The 19451-nt window shown below is 70.1% G+C and carries 16 protein-coding genes; 9 read left to right on the plus strand and 7 right to left on the minus strand.

Annotated features, from left to right (window positions below; genetic code table 11):
• Positions 1 to 36: 36 nt before the first annotated feature.
• Together ACH4SI_RS27635 and ACH4SI_RS27640 are read left to right on the plus strand one after the other, a co-directional pair.
• Positions 37 to 405 (plus strand): hypothetical protein, encoded by a 369-nt coding sequence (locus ACH4SI_RS27635; RefSeq protein ID WP_398300129.1) that lies wholly within the window; start codon positions 37 to 39, stop codon positions 403 to 405.
• On the plus strand, positions 402 to 1418 hold the full coding sequence (locus ACH4SI_RS27640) for a glycosyltransferase family 2 protein (protein ID WP_398300131.1): 1017 nt from the start codon (positions 402 to 404) through the stop codon (positions 1416 to 1418). The genes ACH4SI_RS27635 and ACH4SI_RS27640 overlap by 4 nt, the downstream gene beginning before the upstream one ends.
• A 39-nt stretch (positions 1419 to 1457) precedes the next feature.
• On the opposite strand, the gene ACH4SI_RS27645 is transcribed toward ACH4SI_RS27640, so the two are convergent.
• Together ACH4SI_RS27645 and ACH4SI_RS27650 are read right to left on the minus strand one after the other, a co-directional pair.
• The gene (locus ACH4SI_RS27645; protein WP_398300133.1) at positions 1458 to 4355 is read right to left on the minus strand and encodes a glycoside hydrolase family 48 protein; all 2898 of its coding nucleotides are present in this window, start codon (positions 4353 to 4355) and stop codon (positions 1458 to 1460) included.
• A gap of 316 nt (positions 4356 to 4671) precedes the next feature.
• On the minus strand, positions 4672 to 4908 hold the full coding sequence (locus tag ACH4SI_RS27650) for a hypothetical protein (RefSeq protein ID WP_398300135.1): 237 nt from the start codon (positions 4906 to 4908) through the stop codon (positions 4672 to 4674).
• Positions 4909 to 5090: 182 nt separating this feature from the next.
• Here ACH4SI_RS27650 and ACH4SI_RS27655 point away from each other — a divergent pair, with 182 nt between their 5' ends.
• Positions 5091 to 6521, plus strand: a complete 1431-nt coding sequence (locus ACH4SI_RS27655; RefSeq protein WP_398300137.1) for a glycoside hydrolase family 6 protein — start codon at positions 5091 to 5093, stop codon at positions 6519 to 6521.
• 52 nt (positions 6522 to 6573) lie between these two features.
• On the opposite strand, the gene ACH4SI_RS27660 is transcribed toward ACH4SI_RS27655, so the two are convergent.
• Positions 6574 to 7620, minus strand: a complete 1047-nt coding sequence (locus tag ACH4SI_RS27660; protein ID WP_398300139.1) for a LacI family DNA-binding transcriptional regulator — start codon at positions 7618 to 7620, stop codon at positions 6574 to 6576.
• A gap of 276 nt (positions 7621 to 7896) precedes the next feature.
• On the opposite strand from ACH4SI_RS27660, the gene ACH4SI_RS27665 reads away from it, so the two are divergent.
• The 5 genes from ACH4SI_RS27665 (at position 7897) to ACH4SI_RS27685 (ending at position 14466) form a co-directional block, all read left to right on the plus strand.
• On the plus strand, positions 7897 to 9228 hold the full coding sequence (locus ACH4SI_RS27665; RefSeq protein WP_398300141.1) for an ABC transporter substrate-binding protein: 1332 nt from the start codon (positions 7897 to 7899) through the stop codon (positions 9226 to 9228).
• A 6-nt stretch (positions 9229 to 9234) separates the two neighbouring features.
• Positions 9235 to 10260 carry a carbohydrate ABC transporter permease gene (locus tag ACH4SI_RS27670; protein ID WP_398300143.1) on the plus strand — a complete coding sequence of 342 codons (1026 nt, stop codon included), beginning with the start codon at positions 9235 to 9237 and terminating at the stop codon, positions 10258 to 10260.
• Positions 10261 to 10276: 16 nt separating this feature from the next.
• On the plus strand, positions 10277 to 11191 hold the full coding sequence (locus ACH4SI_RS27675; protein ID WP_398300145.1) for a carbohydrate ABC transporter permease: 915 nt from the start codon (positions 10277 to 10279) through the stop codon (positions 11189 to 11191).
• A 93-nt stretch (positions 11192 to 11284) separates the two neighbouring features.
• Positions 11285 to 12715, plus strand: coding sequence for a GH1 family beta-glucosidase (locus ACH4SI_RS27680; RefSeq protein WP_398300147.1), 1431 nt, complete (start codon positions 11285 to 11287; stop codon positions 12713 to 12715).
• Positions 12716 to 12867: 152 nt separating this feature from the next.
• Positions 12868 to 14466, plus strand: coding sequence for a cytochrome bc complex cytochrome b subunit (locus tag ACH4SI_RS27685; protein ID WP_398300149.1), 1599 nt, complete (start codon positions 12868 to 12870; stop codon positions 14464 to 14466).
• A gap of 17 nt (positions 14467 to 14483) precedes the next feature.
• Here the strand turns inward: ACH4SI_RS27685 and ACH4SI_RS27690 are convergent, their stop codons facing one another.
• The 3 genes from ACH4SI_RS27690 to ACH4SI_RS27700 all read right to left on the minus strand — a co-directional run bounded on the left by ACH4SI_RS27690 (position 14484) and on the right by ACH4SI_RS27700 (position 17195).
• The gene (locus tag ACH4SI_RS27690; RefSeq protein ID WP_398300151.1) at positions 14484 to 15647 is read right to left on the minus strand and encodes a chitinase; all 1164 of its coding nucleotides are present in this window, start codon (positions 15645 to 15647) and stop codon (positions 14484 to 14486) included.
• A 183-nt stretch (positions 15648 to 15830) separates the two neighbouring features.
• Positions 15831 to 16724, minus strand: coding sequence for a spermidine synthase (locus tag ACH4SI_RS27695; RefSeq protein WP_398300153.1), 894 nt, complete (start codon positions 16722 to 16724; stop codon positions 15831 to 15833).
• A 57-nt stretch (positions 16725 to 16781) separates the two neighbouring features.
• Entirely contained in the window at positions 16782 to 17195 is a 414-nt protein-coding gene (locus tag ACH4SI_RS27700; protein WP_398300155.1) for a hypothetical protein, read from the minus strand.
• A gap of 186 nt (positions 17196 to 17381) precedes the next feature.
• Here ACH4SI_RS27700 and ACH4SI_RS27705 point away from each other — a divergent pair, with 186 nt between their 5' ends.
• The gene (locus ACH4SI_RS27705; RefSeq protein ID WP_398300157.1) at positions 17382 to 18749 is read left to right on the plus strand and encodes a tetratricopeptide repeat protein; all 1368 of its coding nucleotides are present in this window, start codon (positions 17382 to 17384) and stop codon (positions 18747 to 18749) included.
• Positions 18750 to 18771: 22 nt separating this feature from the next.
• Here ACH4SI_RS27705 and ACH4SI_RS27710 read toward each other — a convergent pair whose 3' ends face one another.
• Positions 18772 to 19365: a histidine phosphatase family protein gene (locus ACH4SI_RS27710; RefSeq protein ID WP_398300159.1), complete on the minus strand. Its 594-nt coding sequence runs from the start codon at positions 19363 to 19365 to the stop codon at positions 18772 to 18774.
• Positions 19366 to 19451 lie beyond the last annotated feature (86 nt).

The following is a 19451-nucleotide window of genomic DNA, read 5'->3' on the forward strand; positions in this document are numbered from 1 at the left end:
GTGGATTGTTCCGCGGTACAACAAAGAGGAGAATCTATGAATATCGGAAAGACGGCCGCCTTGGTGACGGCGGCGGCCGGGGCGGTGGCCTTCGGCGGAGCCGACGCCGCCGCCCTCGATCTGGACCTTCCCGCCAGACAGAGCAACGCGTGCGACGCCCTCGGATCGGTACAGGGGTCGAGCTGCCTCAACTTCGCGCAGATCTTCGGCGATCCGCACGGTGTGGTGCAGCAGAACCGGTGTGACTCCGCGGGCCCCTCCAACACGGGAAACCTCGTCTTCACCACGCCCCTCGCGGCGGGCTCCCAGTGTGCCAACATCGCCGCCTCCGCCCAGCCCTCGAAGGCCGACGCGGCCTACCGCAACACGTACGGCTACGCCGTCCCCGGCAACGGACTCCGATGACCCCGGAACCGACCGGACCGGAACACAGCCCCCGGGAAGCCGGTCTCCCGGGGGCCTCGTACGAGGCGCGCGGCACGCTCCCGGCGGTCTCGGTGGTCATCCCCTGCCGCGACTACGGCCACTATCTGCCGCACGCGGTGGAGAGCGTCCTGGCCCAGACTTATCCGGACTGGGAGCTGGTCGTCGTCGACGACGGCAGCACCGATGACACCGCCGCGGTGGCCAGGTCGCTGATCGCCGGCCACCCCGGGCGGCGCATCCGGCTGCTGGAGCAGGCGGGCGCCGGTGTCTCGGCCGCCCGTAACGCGGGCATCGCGGCCACCACCGGCCGCTATGTCCTGCCGCTGGACGCCGACGACGTGATCGCCCCCACCATGCTGGAGCGGACGGTCGCGGTGCTGGACGAGAACCCGGGCATCGCCATCGTCTCCACCGACGTCTCCGTCTTCACCGACGACGACCCGCGCGGGCAGGCGCTGGAACTCCCCGCGTACGACCGGGACCTGCTGCTGCGGCAGCTGATCATGTTCTACTGCTCGCTCTACCGCCGCGAGGTATGGCAGGAGGTGGGCGGCTACGCCGAGGACATGCGTACCGGGGAGGACTGGGACTTCTGGATCGCTTGTGCCGAGCGCGGCTTCACCGCCCATCACCTCCACGAGCCGCTGTTCGGCGCGCGCAACAAGGACGACGGTCTGCATGTGGAGGCGGCCGAGAACGACCTGGCCGTCCGGGCCAGGATCGTGGCCAACCATCCCGGGATGTTCAAGCCGGTCACCCGGGCCTGGGCCCAGGCCCTGCTCGCCCAGGACGAGCGGGAGTGCCTGGCCGACGACCGGGTGCCCGACGACATCCTCAGCCGGGCCGCCGACATGGACCAGTTCCTGCGGGTGGTCATGTCGCTCCAGCGCACCGCGCGTCTGCAGCACCGCCACATCCAGCGGCTGGAGACGGCGCTGGCCGGGCACGATGGCGGGGCCCCCGTCCCCGGGAGCCCCGCCACGGTGCCGTAGTCGTCGCTGTTCGCCGTAGTCGCTGTTCCGCCGTAGTCGCTACTCGAAGAGTTCCGCGTACGAGCCCATCGCCAGGGCGATGTCCGCCTGGGCCCAGAAGCGGTGGTACGTGAAGCTCGGCACCGCGCCGCCCTTCAGGTACGCCTCGACCTTGGACCAGGCCGGATCGTTCTTGTAGAAGGAGCGGATCGACAGGAAGGTGGAACTGGAGTCGATCTTGTCACCGTTGGGCATGGTGCCGGTCCAGCCGCTGGGGACGTACACCGGGTCGTCGAAGCGGTCGTAGTCGGCGCGGGACTCGGGAACCGCGATGCCCAGCGCGTCCTGGTAGTGGTCCCACATACCGTCGAGAAGCGCCTTGGCGGTGTTCTTGGCTGCGGTATCGCCCGACTTGGCCGCGTAGTAGGACAGCGTCTTGGCGTACGCGGCGGCCACGCCCACGTCGTTGGTGTAGTCGGCGACGGTGACGTGCAGGCCCGTGTTGGCGCCGGGGCTGGAGGCGTTCCAGGTGTCGGGCTGGCCGGACCACTGGAGGGTGGACGGGAACTGATAGGTGCCGTCGGGGTTGATGGTGGTCTTGGACAGCGCCCAGGTGACCCACTTGTCGAGGACGGCCTTGGCCGAGGCGTCACCGGTGCGGTTGTAGTACTCGGCGACGCGCTCCATGGACCACGCCTGGAAGCCGAACCACTGGTTGGACGGCGGGTCGTGGTAGACGGGCGCCTCGTCGTAGTACATGCCGTAGAAGGTGGACTTCCCAGCGGGCGGGGTGGCGTAGCGGCCCTGCCAGCTGTTGGTGGCGCCGCCCGCGATGGCTCCCTCGCTGGACTGGAGCCACCGGTAGAACTCGAGCTGCCGCTTGAGGCTGGTGGACCAGTCGCTCGCGCCGGTCGCGGACTTGGGCTTGAGGTCGGCGTAATTGCTCAGCGCCCAGGCCGCCATGGGGTTCTGGTAGCCGCCGTGGGCGTGCGAGGAGCCGATGCGCCAGGCCCAGCCCGCGGAGGTGTCGGTGGCGCCGCCCCAGGCGTAGTACCAGGAGAGCAGATAGCTGGAGCTGTTCTTGCCGCTGCCCGCCGGGCAGGTGGTCTCGCCGACGCAGTTGCCGACCTTCTTGAAGTACTTGTCGTACATCGCGTAGCGCAGATAGTCGCCCATCTTGGCGGCCTTGGCGATGTTCCCGGAGATCTGGCTGCCCTTGCCCTGCGCCTTGGCCCACTCGGAGGCCCAGTAGGCGGCCTGGACGACGCGGGCGTCGGCGTCGGGGGCGTTGGTGAACTTCCACTGCTTGGAGTAGGAGGAGTCGCCGGTGAACAGGTCCAGATAGCCGTTCTTGCCGCCGTACTTGAAGCCGTCACAGGTCGGCTGGGTCACCGTCTCCCAGACGGACTCCTGCGAACCGCGCTGGAAGGTGTTGACGTAGGACGGGCCGGTGTCGGAGGGCCCGGCCTCGCACTTGCCGGGCGCGTTGCCGTAGCCGTAGGTGTTGTCGACGTCCTGGATCCAGTGCATGCCGTAGATGTCGTCGGTGCCGTACGCGCTCTTCAGCTCGCCCGCGATGGGGTCCTGGCCCACCGGCACGTTGCCGTCGAGCTTCGACGGGTACTGCGACGGCTGGTCCCACTCGGGCGCGTAGGTGGCGGGCTTGGAGGCGTTGTAGAAGCTGTTCGTGGGCTGGTCGGCATGGGTGGGGATCATGTACTTCTCCATGATGTCCCACGCGGAGTTGAACTTGGACCAGTCGCCGGTGACCTTGCCGTACATCGCCTGGAGCCAGATCAGATAGCTGTACGCCTCGGACGTCGTCTCATGGCCCTGGTCGGGGGCCTCGACGATCAGGGTCTCCACGGAGTGGTACGGGATGCCCTCGGGCGAGAAGTAGCCCGCCGAGGGTGCGGTGATCTTGTTGTAGAGCTCCAGGAAGCGGGCGTCGTACGTCTTGGCGGCGGCCAGCTGGGTGACGGTGACCTCGGCCTTGGTGTGACCGGTGGCGGTCGCGGTGAAGGTCGCGGAGCCGGTGCCGGAGTTCGAGGCGGCAACGGTTACCTGCTGGGCGGTGTTCCAGTTGGTGGGGGTGAAGGTGAGGCTGCCGCCGGAGGAGAGGGTCAGCCCGGTGTTGCCGGAGGTGCGGGCCACCGAGACGGTCACGTCGGCGGACGGTTTGGTGGACAGCCGGATGCCGAAGGTGCCGGTCTTGCCCTGCTCGACGCCGAGCTGGGTCGGGCTCGCCACCAGCGCCGGACCGGCCGCGACATGGATGCCGACGGGGCTGGACTCGGCGGACGCGCCCTGGCTGTCGTAGGCCTTGGCGTACAGCGAGAGGTCGCCCGCCGGGACGTCCGCGTAGTCGAAGCTGTACGGGGAGGTGGTGTCGGTGCCCAGCAGCTTGGTGTCGCTGTAGAACTCGACCTTGGTGATGGTCGCGCCGTCGGCGGCCGCGGCGGTGGCCGCCATCGGCACGGTGCCGCCCGTCGTGTAGACGGCCCCCGGGGAGGGGCTGGTGAGGACGGTGATCGGCGGCTGGTGGGCGCCGCGGCAGGTGACGCCGTTGACGGCGAAGGCGGTGGGCGCGGCGTTGGTGCCGCTGTAGCTGAACTGGGCGCCGGTGGTGACGTTGCCGCCGGCCGCGATGGTCGCGTTGTGGGCCGCGTTCTTGACGGTGACGGTCTTGCCGGACTGCGACCAGGTGCCGTTCCAGCCGTTGCCGAGCTTCTGGTTGCCCGCGTAGTCGTAGGTCAGGGTCCAGCCGTTGATGGCCTCGGTGCCGGGGTTGGAGATGGTGAGATCGGCGGTGAAGCCGGAGCCCCAGTCGTTGGTCTTGTAGTCGACGTTGCACTGCACGGCGGCGGCCTCGGCGTGGGCGGGGGCGGCCCCACCGGCGGCGGTCATGGCCACGGGCAGCGAGAGGGCTGCGGCCAGCGCGATCACCAGCCGCCTCATCCGCCGACGCGCTCCTGACAAGGGTGAGCCTCGCTGTACGCGCATGGGGGTCCTCCACGCGGGTCCGGAAATGAGGGGGGTGTGCGAACCAGTGGGAGCGCTCCCAAGCGTCCGTTCCCTCTGAAGAAGTGTCAAGTCTTTGAACAAAACGGGCCGGTCGAACGTCTTCGACCGATAAATCTGTGAACGCCTCTGTTGACATGTACGCCTCTGGCGCTACGGTCTGCTCAACCAGTGGGAGCGGTTCCAGCAGTCAGCGCCGCACGGGACGGCGCGTGGACCCGAGGAGTCGCTCCATGCGAGCACCACCGCGCCTTTACGCCTTGGCGGTCGCCGCGTCGCCCACCGTCGCGGGCATGACGGGCACTGCCGCTGCGGTGCCCGCGGTGCCCAGCGCATCCGCCGCGGCGTGCACCGTGGCGTACACCACGAACCGGTGGGATACCGGCTTCCAGGGCAACGTCCCCGGGCCCAACCCGGCGGCGTCCGGGTACAGGCTCAACGGCGTGGCGTGCGACGGCGGCTCCGGCCCGACGGATCCGACGGACCCCACCGATCCGACCGATCCCCCGCCGGGTCAGGGCGACACCTCGCCGAAGCCGCGCGTCTCGGGCAACGCGTTCGTGGACGAGAACGGGGCCGCCCGGCGGCCGCTGGGCCCTCCCTCATCAGCGATTTCACCGGCACCCCGACCCCCTTCGGCATCGGACTCAGCGTTCACCTGAAAGGACTGTCATGAGCCGCATCGCCTCACCTCCCCCACCCGCCCACAGGCCCCGCACCCGCCCCCACCCCCGCTCTCGCGCGGCCGCGTTCGCGGGCGGCGCGCTGCTGGCCGCCACCGCCCTGACCGTCGGCTCGCTCGCGGGCACCGCGTCGGCCCAGGCCGACGGGGCCGCCAAGGCCGCCGCCAAGGTCGACAACCCGTACGCGGGCGCCAAGGTGTACGTGAACCCGGAATGGTCCGCCAACGCAGCCGCCGAGCCCGGCGGCTCCAAGGTCTCCAATCAGCCCACCGGCATCTGGCTGGACCGGATCGCCGCGATCAACGGAGCGAGCGGGAAGATGGGGCTGCGCGCCCACCTGGACCGCGCCCTGTCCCAGTCGGGCGGCTCGCCGACCGTGGTCCAGCTCGTCATCTACGACCTGCCCGGCCGCGACTGCTCGGCGCTCGCGTCCAACGGCGAACTCGGCCCGACCGAGATCGACAAGTACAAGACGCAGTTCATCGACCCGATCGCATCGATCCTGGGTGAGTCGAAGTACGCCAACTCCAACCTGCGGATCGTCACCACGGTCGAGCTCGACTCGCTGCCCAATCTGGTCACCAACACCAGTGGCAGCGCAACGGCCACACCGCAGTGCGACACCATGAAGGCCAACGGCAACTATGTGAAGGGCGTCGGCTACGCGCTCAACAAGCTGGGCTCCGTCGGCAACGTCTACAACTACGTGGACGCCGGCCACCACGGCTGGATCGGCTGGGACAGCAATTTCAACCCCACCGCCCAGATCATCAAGCAGGCCGCGACCGCCGAGGGCAGCACGGTCGACAAGGTGAGCGGAATCATTGTCAACACCGCCAACTACAGCGCCCTGAAGGAAAACAACTTCACCATCAACGACACCGTCAACGGGACCACGGTCCGCCAGTCCAAGTGGGTGGACTGGAACCGCTACGTCGACGAGCTGTCCTTCGCCCAGGGATTCCGCCAGGAACTGGTGAACGTCGGCTTCCCCTCCAACATCGGCGCGCTCATCGACACCTCCCGCAACGGCTGGGGCGGCAGCGCCCGCCCGTCCGGCCCCGGCGCCACGTCCGATGTCGACACGTACGTCAACGGCGGTCGCTACGACCGCCGGATCCACATCGGCAACTGGTGCAACCAGTCCGGGGCCGGGCTCGGTGAACGGCCCAAGGCGTCGCCCGCCGCCGGGATCGACGCGTACGTGTGGATGAAGCCCCCGGGCGAGTCCGACGGCGCCAGCTCCCAGGTCCCCAACGACGAGGGCAAGGGCTTCGACCGCATGTGCGACCCGACCTACACGGGCAACGCGCGCAACGGCTACAACATGTCCGGCGCGCTCGCGAACGCGCCGCTGTCGGGCCACTGGTTCTCGGCCCAGTTCCAGGAGCTGCTGAGGAACGCCTACCCGGCGCTGTAGTCCGTCCCGTCGGCCCCGCCACGTCATGGACGTGCGCGGGGCCCTTATCTGTTCAGGAAGACCCGCGCCGCACCAACTGCGTCGGCAGCACCACCTGGGGGCGCTTGACGGGGCGTTCCGAGGAGCCTTCGATCTCCTCCAGCAGCACTCGCACCATCGCCCGGCCCATCTCCTCGGTCGCCTGCCGGACGCTGGTGAGCGGCGGGTCCATGTGGCGGGCGACGGCGGAGTCCTCGAAGCCGACCAGCGCGACGTCCTCCGGGACCCGCCGCCCGGACTCGCGCAGCACCTGCCGGGCGCCCGCGGCCATCACGTCCGAGGCCGCGAACACCGCGTCGAGGTGGGGGCGCAGCTCCAGCAGTTGCCGCATGGCGCGGCGGCCGCCCTCCTCGGTGAAGTCGGCGGACGCCACCAGCTCGGGCTCCGGCTCGCGGCCCGCCGCCCGGACCGCGGCGCGGTAGCCGTCCAGGCGGCACTGGGCGACGTACATGTCCAGCGGTCCGGTGATGGTGGCGACGGTCGTGCGGCCACGCCCGATGAGGTGCTCCACGGCGGACTGCGCGCCGCCGGTGTTGTCCGAGTCGACGTACGGCACCGACTCGTGCGCCGAGCGGCGCCCGCTGAGCACCGCGGGCATCTCGATCCGCTCCAGCAGGTCCGGAAGCGGGTCGTCCGCGTGGACGGACACCAGCAGGACGCCGTCGACCCGGTGCGCGGAGAGGTAATCGGCGAAGCGCTGCCGCTCCTTGGGCGTGCGGATGAGGGTCAGCAGCAGCTGCAGATCGGTGTCGGCCAGCTCGGCGCCGACGCCGCGGATGATGTCCGAGAAGTACGGCTCGGCGAACAGCCGGGTCTCGGGCTCGGGTATGACCAGCGCGACGGCGTCGGCCCGGTTGGCGGCCAGCGCGCGGGCCACCCGGTTGGGCACGTAGCCGAGTTCGGCGACGGCCTGCTCGACGGCCGTACGGGTGCGGTCGCTGACCCTCGGCGAGCCGTTGATCACCCGGGAGACGGTGCCGCGGCCGACGCCGGCGCGGGCCGCGACCTCCTCGAGGGTGGGCCTGCCGCGCCCCGCACCATGCCGCCGGGTTCCTGCCATCTCGCGCCTCCAGCCTCCGTACCCAGCAGATCCACCCCATCTGGGCGGCTGCGGTGGACATTCAACAGCAGTGTGGTTTCCAGAAGTTGTTCCGCTCTGTCCCTTGACACCCCAGCAGGGAGCCGCAACCCTTCAACACATCAACCTGGGAGCGCTCCCACAGTACCTGAGTCATACACAACCCGCACACTGCCCGCCCGTGCCGATGCATCTCAAAGCCCCATGGATTCCCCCTTTTTGGCCGGGAGCGGTACGTCAGGGCGCTAGGAGGACGGAATGCGCAGGACCACTGGTACGTACCGCAGCAGAGCGGTGGCCCTGGCGGCCATCGCCGCGTTAGGGGCCGGGCTGCTCAGCGGCTGCGCCGACGACGGCGACGACAACGACAACTCGTCCGGCGGCGGAGACAGCAAGGGCAAGACGGTCGTGACCGTCGGCACGTACGGCGTCATGGGTTTCAAACAGTCCGGGCTCTATGACGAGTACATGAAGCAGCACCCGGACATCAAGATCGAAGAGAGTGTGATCGACCCGGCCTCGAACTACTACCCGCAGCTGCTCACCCATCTCGGCTCGGGCAGTGGACTCGCCGACATCCAGGCGGTCGAGGTGGGCAACATCAATGAGGTCACCACCACCCAGGCCGACAAGTTCGTTGATCTTTCGAAGGCGGACGGCGTCAATAAGGAAAACTTCCTCGGCTGGAAGTGGGCGCAGGCCACCACCAAGGACGGAAAGACGATCGGCCTCGGCACGGACGTGGGACCGATGGCGATCTGCTACCGCAAGGACCTCTTCCAGCAGGCCGGACTCCCGGCCGACCGCGATGCGGTCTCCCAGCTCTGGGCGGGCGACTGGCAGAAGTACATCGACGCCGGCAAGAAATACGCGAAGAAGGCGCCGGGCGGTGCCGCGTTCCTGGACTCGGCCGGCGGACTGTTCAACGCGGCGGTCTCCGGCAGTTCGGAGGTCTACTACGACAAGAGCGGGAAGACCGTCTACAAGGACAGCCCGGTCGTCAAGCAGGCGTGGAAGCTGGCGACCGAGGCGTCCGCGTCCAAGCTCTCCGCCAGGCTCCAGGAGTTCACCAAGCCCTGGCAGCAGGCACTCGCCAACGGCAAGTTCGCCACCGTCTCCTGCCCGGCCTGGATGCTCGGCCAGATCAAGGAGTACGCCGGGGACAAGTACAAGGGCAAGTGGGACGTCGCCGCCGCCCCCAAGCCCGCCAACTGGGGCGGCTCCTTCCTCTCCGTGCCACAGGCCGCGAAGAACAAGGACGAGGCGGTCAAGCTCGCCACCTGGCTGACCGCGCCCGAGCAGCAGGCCACGCTCTTCGAGAAGCAGGCGAGCTTCCCCAGTGCCCAGGCCGCGTACGAGCTGCCCCAGGTGGCCGGCGCCAAGCTCCCGTACTACGACAACGCGCCCATCGGCAAGATCTTCTCCCAGGCCGCCAAGGACAGCCCGACGCAGGTCCTGGGTCCGAAGGACGCCATCATCAAGCAGAACTTCACCGATGTCGGCCTGCTCCAGGTCGAGCAGCAGGGCAAGTCCGCCGACGAGGGCTGGAAGGCCGCGATCAAGGCGACCGACAACGCGCTGGACAAGTGACCCGGAATGACCACCTCTTCCGGTACCACCCCTGATACGGCCGCGCCCCCCACAGGGCAGGGGGGCGCGGCCCCGCGCGCCGGGACCGCGCAGGCACCCGACCCGGCCGAGCAGCGGCGTCGTGACCGGCGCAGCCGCCGCTACCGCCGGGATGTGCGATGGAGCCCGTACGCCTTCATCGCCCCCTTCTTCATCTTCTTCGCCGCCTTCGGCCTCTTCCCCCTGCTCTACACAGGGTGGGCCTCGCTGCACCAAGTGGAACTCACCGACCCCACCCATATGGAGTGGGCGGGGTGGCACAACTACTCCAGACTGTGGGAGGACGAGTTCTTCTGGAAAGCGCTGCGGAACACCTTCACCATCGGGGTGATCTCCACCGTTCCCCAGCTGCTGATGGCCCTCGGGATCGCGCATCTGCTCAACTACCGGCTGCGCGCCTCGATGTTCTTCCGGGTGGCGATCCTCACCCCGTACGCCACCTCCGTCGCTGCCGCCACCCTGGTGTTCGCGCTGCTCTTCGGGCGTGACTACGGCATGGTCAACTGGTCTCTGGGACTGGTCGGACTGGACGGCGTCGACTGGCAGAACGGCACCTGGACCTCGCAGATCGCGGTGTCGACGATCGTCATCTGGCGGTGGACCGGCTACAACACGCTGATCTACCTGGCCGCCATGCAGGCCGTGCCGAACGATCTGTACGAGTCGGCGGCGCTGGACGGGGCATCGCGCTGGGAGCAGTTCCTGCATGTCACCGTCCCGTCGCTGCGGCCCACCATCCTCTTCACGGTCGTCGTCTCCACGATCGGGGCCACCCAGCTCTTCGGTGAGCCGCTGCTGTTCAACACCGCCGGGACGGCCACCGGCGGCGCCGATCACCAGTACCAGACGCTCGGCCTGTACATGTACGAGCAGGGCTGGGTGAATCTGCACCTGGGCCGGGCCTCCGCCATCGCCTGGACGATGTTCCTGATCCTGCTGCTGATCGCCGCGGCCAACGCGCTGTTCGCGCGACGGCTGCGGAAGAGCCAGTGAGGGAGACGAGAAAACCATGAGCGTCACTGTCCCTTCCCGGCGCAGGCATGATGCGGCAGCTCCCACGCGCACCGCTCCACGGAGCGGAAAGGGCCGCAACCAAGCGGGCAGGCAGCTGCACGGGGGCAAGATCACCTACGCCGTGCTGATCCTGTTCACCGTCGGCTCGCTCTTCCCGCTGGTGTGGACCGCCATGGCCGCTTCCCGCACCAACACCCGGCTGGCCCAGACACCCCCGCCCCTGTGGTTCGGCGGCAACCTCTTCAACAACCTGGACAAGGCGTGGAACGGTGCCAACATGGGCACCGCGCTGCTCAACACGACGGTGGTGGCGGGCACGGTCGCGGCGTCAACTGTGCTGTTCTCGACCATCGCGGGCTTCGCCTTCGCCAAGCTGCGCTTCCGCTTCAAGAACATCCTGCTGATGCTCACCATCGGGACGATGATGGTGCCACCGCAGCTCAGCGTGGTGCCGCTGTACATGATGGTGGCCAAGCTGGAGTGGACCGACCAGCTCCAGGCGGTCATCGTGCCGACGCTCGTCAGTGCCTTCGGGGTCTTCTTCATGCGGCAGTACCTCTCCCAGGCGCTGCCGACCGAGCTGATCGAGGCGGCCCGGGTGGACGGCGCCAGCAGCCTGCGCATCATCTGGCACGTCGTCTTCCCGGCGGCCCGCCCGGCAATGGCGGTGCTGGGGATGCTCACCTTCGTCCAGTCGTGGAACGACTTCTTCTGGCCGTTCATCGCGCTCACGCAGAACGGCAACCCGACCATGCAGGTGGCGTTGACCGGTCTGAGCCGTGGGTACACCCCCGATCAATCGCTGATCATGGCGGGGGCGCTGCTCGGCACCCTGCCGCTGCTGATCGCGTTCGTGCTCTTCGGCAAGCAGATCGTGGGAGGCATCATGCAGGGCGCGGTCAAGGGCTGAGCCGCCGGCCCGCCCCCTCTGCGCCACCCGCGCCGCCATCGCCTCCCTCTCCCCGTCCCTCCCCGCACCACGACCTCGAATGGGAGCGCTTCCATGACCCTTTCCTTCCCGCCCGGATTCCTGTGGGGCGCGGCCGCCGCCGCCTATCAGGTCGAGGGCGCCGCGCAGGAGGACGGCCGCACCCCGTCCATCTGGGACACCTTCAGCCACACCCCCGGCAAGGTGCTCGGCGGCGACACCGGCGATGTCGCGGTCGACCACTACCACCGCTTCCGCGAGGACATCCGGCTCATGGCCGACCTCAACCTGGGGGCCTACCGCTTCTCGGTCTCCTGGTCACGCGTCCAGCCCACCGGCCGCGGGCCCGCCGTGCAGCGCGGTCTCGACTTCTACCGCGGCCTGGTGGACGAGCTGCTGTCCGCCGGGATCCAGCCGGTGCTGACCCTCTACCACTGGGACCTCCCCCAGGAGCTGGAGACCCGGTTTCCCAGCGGCTCCGCCGCGGGGGGCGGCTGGCCGGAACGCGAGACGGCCGAGCGGTTCGCCGAGTACGCCGGGATCGTCGCGGAGGCGCTGGGCGACCGCGTCGAGTTCTGGACCACCCTCAACGAGCCGTGGTGCAGCGCCTTCCTCGGCTACGGCTCCGGGGTGCACGCCCCGGGCCGCACCGAGCGGCTCGCCCCGCTGCGCGCCGCCCACCACCTCAACCTGGCCCATGGCCTCGGCGCGCAGGCGCTGCGGGCCGTCCTCCCGGCCCGCGCCCAGATCGCCATCAGCCTCAACCCGGCCGTGGTCCGCCCGCTCACCCAGGACCCCGCCGACCTGGACGCTCAGCGCCGTATCGACGCGCTGGCCAACCGGGTGTTCAGCGGGCCGCTGCTGCGCGGCGCGTATCCGAGCGACCTCATCGAGGACACGGCGGCTATCACCGACTGGTCCTTCGTCCGCGATGGCGACCTGGCCGTCATCAAGCACCCCCTCGACGCGCTCGGCATCAACTACTACACGCCCTCATTGGTATCAGCCGCCACCGACAACGGGGGCCGGCCCGCCCGGCACGACGGCCACGGGGCCAGCGCCCACTCCCCCTGGCCGGGCTCCGAGCGGGTCGCGTTCCACCAGACGCCGGGCGAGCGCACCGAGATGGGCTGGACCGTCGACCCGACCGGGCTGCACGACCTGCTGATGCGCTACACCCGGGAGGCTCCGGGCGTGCCGCTCTACATCACCGAGAACGGCGCCGCGTACGACGACAAGCCGGACGCGGACGGCCAGGTCCACGACCCGGAGCGGATCGAGTATCTCCGCGCCCACCTGGCCACCGCCCACCGGGCCATCGAGGACGGCGCCGACCTGCGCGGCTACTTCCTCTGGTCGATCATGGACAACTTCGAATGGGCGTACGGCTACAGCAAGCGCTTCGGCGCGGTCTACGTCGACTACCCCACCCAGGCCCGCGTCCCCAAGTCCAGCGCCCGCTGGTACGCGGAGGTCGCCCGCACCGGAGAGCTGCCGGACGCATAACCCCGGACTGCGGCTCCGCCCAGCCTGGGGGGTGGGCGGAGTCGCGCTTTCATCACCGCCCGCAACCGGCATTCCGCCGAATGGATTACGGCGTGGTCCACACGCCCGGCCGACGGGGCGGACGGCGGAAGGTGCTGGTAAATGCATGAGATATGAGCAAAGCAAAGGGCGAGGCACTTGCCGGGTGGTTCGACGGGCGCGTCGGCCTCTTCAAGATGGCCAAGGCCAATCTGCGGAAGGTCTTCCCCGACCACTGGTCCTTCCTGATCGGCGAGATCGCCCTCTATACGTTCGTCATCATCATTCTGACGGGCGTCTATCTGACCTTGTTCTTCGAACCCGCCATGAACGAGGTCGTCTACAACGGCCGCTACACGCCGCTCAACGGCATCCGCATGTCGCAGGCGTTCGCGTCCACGATGGACATCAGCTTCGACGTGCGCGGCGGCCTGCTGATGCGGCAGATCCACCACTGGGCGGCCGTGCTCTTCATCGCGAGCATGATCGCCCATATGATGCGCACGTTCTTCAACGGCGTCTTCCGCAAGCCACGCGAAATCAACTGGCTCTCCGGCGCCGGACTGCTGATTCTCGGCATGTTCGACGGCTTCATGGGCTATTCGCTCCCCGATGACCTGCTCTCCGGCACCGGGCTGCGCTTCATGGAGGGCGCGATGCTGTCGGTTCCGATCGTTGGCACGTATCTGTCGTTCTTCTTCTTCGGCGGGCAGTTCCCCGGGACGATCATCGTCTCCAGGCTTTTCACCCTCCATGTGCTGCTCATCCCCGGTATCATGCTCGGCCTGCTGGCTCTCCACATGATTCTGCTCGTCTATCACAAGCACACCCATCACCCGGGGCCGGGCAAGAAGAACATGAATATCGTGGGTCCCCCGCTGTGGCCGGTTTACGTCGCGAAATCCGGGGGGTTCTTCTTCCTCGTCTTCGGCATCACCACCCTGATGGCGGGCATCGCCCAGATCAATCCGATCTGGATGTACGGCCCCTACCGGCCCGACCAGGTGTCCACCGACGCCCAGCCCGACTGGTACATGGGCTACTCCGAGGGGCTGATCCGGCTGATGCCGGGCTGGGAGATCAACCTCTGGGGCCACACCCTGGTCCTGGGTATCTTCATCCCCCTCGTGGTCTTCCCGATGGTGCTGCTCGCCATCTGGCTCTATCCGTTCCTCGAAGCGTGGATCACCGGCGACAAGCGCGAACACCATCTGAACCAGCGCCCGCGCAACGCCCCCACCCGCACCGCCTTCGGAGCGGCCTGGATCGCCCTCTACACGGTCCTGCTGATCGGCGGCGGCAACGACCTCTTCGCGTCCCACTTCCATCTGTCGATCAACGCGATCACCTGGGCCGGCCGGATCGGCTTCTTCCTGGTGCCGCTCGTGGTGTTCGCCGCCACCAGACGGGTCTGTCTCGGTCTGCAGCGGCGCGACCGGGACAAGGTGCTGCACGGCCGCGAGACCGGCACCATCCATCGGCTGCCGCACGGCGAGTACATCGAGGTGCACGAGCCGCTGTCACCGGGCGAGCGGTACACGCTGATGGCCGACGAGCAGTACGAGCCCCTGGAGCTGCCACCGGCCGTCGACGGGGCCGGGGTCGAACGGAAGCTGTCCCGCACGGTGCGGCTGCGGGCGCGGCTGTCCCGCTTCTACTTCGGCGAGGGCGGTCAGATCGCCAAGCCGACGGCCGAGGAGTACCGCGAACACCAGGAGACCCCACACCACTAGCCGGGGCCTTGGGCGGGTCAGCCGCGGTAGCCGGCCAGCGCCTTGGTGAAGGCGAGCGCGTCCTGCTCGACCGAGCTGCAGATGGCCGACGCGGCCTTCCGGGTGCCGCCCGCGCACTGCTTGTCGCGGGTCGCGGACCACATCGACAGCCGGCCCAGCCCCTTGGCCTCGGCGAACCGCACCAGCTGTGCGGCGTCGTCGACCGTGAATATCTCGTTCTTGACGTCGTTGACGCCGATCATCGGGGTGACGGCGACGGTCTTCCACGCCGCCTCGTCGCTCAGCCCGAGCGCGCGCTTGAGCTGCTTCTGGGTCGCGGTGGCCGCGTCGATCGCGTACTGGCCCATGTCGCCGTCGAAGAAGGTGCCGTAGTCCATGGCCATGATGTTGACCGCGGAGACCTTCACCCCGTTCTCCCTGGCGTCGGCGACCAGCTCGGCGCCGTCCTTGGTGAGGCCGGTGGGCAGCACGGGCAGGGTGAAGGAGACGTCCAGGCCCGGCTTCCGCTTCTGTAACGCGGTGAGGGCCTTCGCCCGGCGGGTGCTGGCCGCGGCGTTCTCCAGCGCCTTGCCCTCGATGTCGAAGTCGACCTTGGTCAGCCCGAACCGGTCCACGACCTCGCCGTACGCCGCGGCCAGCTCCTCCACCGAGGAACAGGCCAGGGCCAGTTCGTTCCCGGACTGGCCGCCGAAGGAGACCCGGATGTCGCCGCCCGCCGCGCGCAGCGCCGCGGTCTGCCCGGCCACCTTGTCGGCGCCGAGACCGGTCCTGCCGCCCCACTGGGGGGTGCAGCCGCCGCCGGGGGAGACGAAGCCGAGGGTGAACTCCTTGACGCCGGTCTTCTTCGCGGTGCCGACCATGTCGTAGGGGACGTGGAGCGAGGTGTCGATGTACGGGGCGAAGCGCGCGTTCGCGGGCTTCCCCGCGTCGTTCCCCGGCTCCTCCCCCGGTGTCGTCCCCGGTTCCGTGCCCGGTGTCGTCCCCGGCGCGGCCCCCGGTCCCGTCCCGGTTCCCGCGCCCGCTCCCAGGTCCGGTGCCTCGTCCACCGACTCCCCGCCGCCGATCGCGCCGCTCAGCGCGAACGCCGCCCCTCCGGCCACGAGGACGACGGCGGTCGCTCCGATCGCCATCGTGCTCCGGCCCATGGTGCTGCTGCGGCGGCGGCTTCTGCGGCTCATCATCTGCCTGCCCTGCATAACGAAGTTGGGGGTGGTCGTACGCGCGCCACGGTAGTGAGCGGAATCGGGGGTCCACGACGAGCTCTGTGGAATGGCCACAGTTTTGCCGTTCCGCTTGATCGGCAGGGCCGCACCGCTCGCCGGCCGGTCGAGGACCGGTCAGTCGAAAACCGTCAGCCGAAACGGTCAGTCGAAGACGGCCGCCGGGGGCGCCGGGGACCGCGTGGCGGTCGCGTCGGTGACCGGGGCCGCGCCGCCGGTGAAGTCCGCCAGCGCACGGCCGTGCTCGACCCGGGCGGCGTGCGGGTCCCCGGCGGCGCGGCGGGTCAGCTCGGCCACCGGCAGCTCGTGGTCGGCGGCCAGCAGGACGGCGTTGCCGAAGCGGCGGCCGCGCAGCACGGCGGGGTCGGCCGTCAGGCACACCTCGGCGAACGCGGCGCGGGCGGTGGCGATCTGGGCGCGCAGATGGGCCAGCGGCGGGCCGTCGGCGATGTTCGCGGCGTACAGCCCGCCGGGGCGCAGCACCCGCCGGACCTCGGCCAGGAACTCCAGGCTGGTCAGGTGCGCGGGGGTGCGGGCCCCGCTGAAGACGTCCGCGATGACCAGATCGGCCCAGCCCTCGGGCACCTTGGCGAGCCCGGCCCGGGCGTCGGCGCCCCGCACCCGTATCCGGTCGCCCGGGTCGAGCGGCAGCTCGCGCCGTACGAACTGGACGAGCGCGGCGTCGATCTCGACGATCTGCTGGGTGGAGCGGGGCCGCGTCGCCGCGATGTAGCGGGCCAGGGTGAAGGCACCGCCGCCCAGATGGACGGCGTGCAGCGGGCGCCCCTGCGGAGCGGCGAGGTCGGCGGCGTGGCCGAGCCGCCGCTGATACTCGAAGTCGAGGTGGGCGGGGTCGTCCAGGTCCACGTGTGACTGCGGCTTGCCGTCCAGCAGCAGCGTCCAGCCGCGCGGGCGGTCGCGGTCCGGCACCAGCTCGGCGAGGCCCCCGTCGACGGGTGCGATGATCGGCTCGGGGGCACGCCCCCGGCCCGCCGCGCGCCCGCGCGCCGCCGCTCGCTTCTTCGTGCCTTTCGCCATGTGCCCCAGTATGGGCCGGGCCACCGACAGCCGGTCCGCCACCCTCCTGACCAGCGGCTACTGACAGCGGTCGACGGCCTCGATCGTGCGGGCCGCCTCACCGAGCGCGGCCCGCAGCTCCGCGGGGTCCGTGGCGCCGGTGTACGCGGCGTCCGGCGGCACCAGCCAGTGGGTGGGGCCCTGCCCCGCGGCGCCGCCGTCGCTTATGCGCATGCCGCGCCCGGCGGTCTCGGTGCAGGCGCTGCCCGGCATGTCCCAGCCGTCCGCGGTGCCGGGGGGCACCAGGAAGCCGAGGGTGTCGCAGGCGTTGTCGTGCATCACGGGGCCGAGGCCGTCGCAGCCGCGGCGCAGGATGTCCACCGCCTCCAGTCCCTGACGGGCCGGCACGGTGACCAGATCGCAGTCCTGGCGCGGGTGATGTTGGGCAGTCGTCCGCGAGCGGCTGATGTCCACTCCGGCCTCCCTCTTCATCGGGTTGCACAGGGTTCAACGCTCGGCAGTGTCAACGGCTACGGCCGAATGCCGCCGTAAAGGATGGCAGTTCATGGCAGATCGCAGGTGACTTGTCTTTCTTGCCGGAAATGCCCCAATGTCAGGAACGCCTTAACCGGTACGGTTCTCCCCCGCCGATACGGCAGCACCGTAGGGAGGGTCACCATGAGGCCGCTTCCGGAATCGTCGTCTTCCTCGCCCCCCCGGCCGAACACCGCGTTCCGGCTGTTACGCGGGCAGCTCTCACCTGCCGAGTTCGCGGCGTCCGTACGGCGGGCGGCCCGCGAGATCGGCGAACAGGTCTCCTGCGACGCGCGCTACATCGGCCGCGTCGAGTCGGGCGCGATCCGCTGCCCCAACTACGCCTACGAGCGCGTCTTCCGCCATATGTTCCCCGGCCGCGCCCTCACCGACCTGGGGTTCATTCCCCGCGAGGCGGTCCGGGGCCGCCCGGTCGGGCCCGCTGCGGTACCGGCGCCCCGTCCGGAGCCGGTGCCGCTTCCGGAGCCGGAGCCCCGCGCCCCGGCCGACATCGACGTCTTCGAGGAGAGCGAACTGCTACGGCGTGCGTTCATGGCCGGCGGCGCGGTGGCCGCCGCCGAGGCCGTGCGGACCCCCCGACGGGCCGGGCAGGCCGAGGCGTCCGCCGTGGAGGAGGCCGTGCGGCGGATCCGGCTGCTGGACGACCGGCACGGCGCGGACAGTCTCTACGTCCACACCGCGCGCCCGCTGAGCGCCGCCTACGCGCTGCTCGACGCGGGCGGCTACAACCGGTCCGTCGCGGAGCGGCTGTACGCGGGCGCCGGCGAGTTGGCCATCTCGGTGGGCTGGCTCGCCCATGACTCCGGGCGGCTCACCGACGCCCGCTCGCACTACGCGGAGGCGCTGGCCACCGCACGCGTCACGGGCGATCCCGCCCTGGAGGCCCACGCGTTCTGCAACACCGCGTTCCTGGCCCGCGACGCGGGCCGCCCGCGCGAGGCCGTACGCGCCGCCCAGGCCGCGCAGCGGGCCGCACGGCGGCTCGCCTCGCCCCGGCTGCTGGCGCTCATCGCGCTGCGCGAGGCGGGCGGCCGGGCCTGGCTGGCGGACCGCAGCGGCTGCGAACGGGCCCTGCTGCGCGCCCAGTCGCTCTTCGGCCGCGGCCCCTGCGGCGACGACCCGGAGTGGATGACCTTCTTCGGCGAGGCCGAACTCGAGGGGCTGGAGGCGCAGTGCTGGTCGGCCCTGGGCGACTGGGGGCGCGCGGCGAAGCACGCGCGCCGCGCGGTCTCCCTCCAGAAGCCCCATTTCACCCGCAACATCGCCCTGTTCACCACGGAACTGGCGAGCGACCTGGTCGCGGACGGCGAGCCGGAGGCGGCCGCCGCGGCGGCGGGCCGCGCCCTGGGCCTGCTGAACCAGGTCACGTCCTCCCGGATCCGCCGCATGCTGGAGGACACCGCCCGCCTGCTGCGCCCGCACGGCCGCAACGCGGCGGTCGCGGACTTCCTCGCCCGCTATCAGCAGGCCGGCCGCGAGAGCCCGGTCTGACGGGGGATCCGGTGGCGGAGGGTCAGGCCAGGGGCCCGGTGTCGTTCCAGCGCTCGATGGCCGGTTCGCCGTACGCCCAGCCCAGGATCGACAGGGACGTGGGGTCGAGGCGTATGCGGGCCGCGAAGGAGACGTCGTAGCCGAGCCAGCGGGCCCCCAGGGTCCGCAGGATGTGGCCGTGCGCGAAGACCAGCACATCGCGGTCGGCGGAGCGCGCCCACCCCACCACCTCATCCGCCCGGGCCGTGATCGCGGCGAGCGACTCGCCCTCCGGGACGCCGTCGCGCCAGATGAGCCAGCCGGGGCGGGCCGACTTGATCTCGCCCGGGGTCATCCCCTCGTACGCGCCGTAGTCCCACTCCAGCAGGGCGTCCCACGGCTGGGCCCGGTCGCCGAAGCCCGCCAGTTCGCAGGTCTCCTTGGCGCGTACGAGCGGGCTGGTGCGCACCTCGACGTCCGGCAGGCCCGCCCAGGGGGCCTGGTGCAGCCGCTCACCGAGCAGCTTGGCGCCGCGCCGCCCCTCGTCCAGCAGCGCGATGTCCGTACGGCCGGTGTGCTTACCGGCGAGCGACCACTGCGTCTGTCCGTGCCGGGCCAGGAGGATGCGTGGTGCCATGAGGGGTCGCCTTTCACCGGATACGTGCCTGCCGCGCGCCCCGTGCGCCGTGCCACCCGGCCGCCCGCGGATTTCTGCGCTGTACG

This window comes from Streptomyces sp. NPDC021212 (assembly GCF_044332925.1).
In the GTDB taxonomy this organism is placed as follows: Bacteria; Actinomycetota; Actinomycetes; order Streptomycetales; family Streptomycetaceae; genus Streptomyces.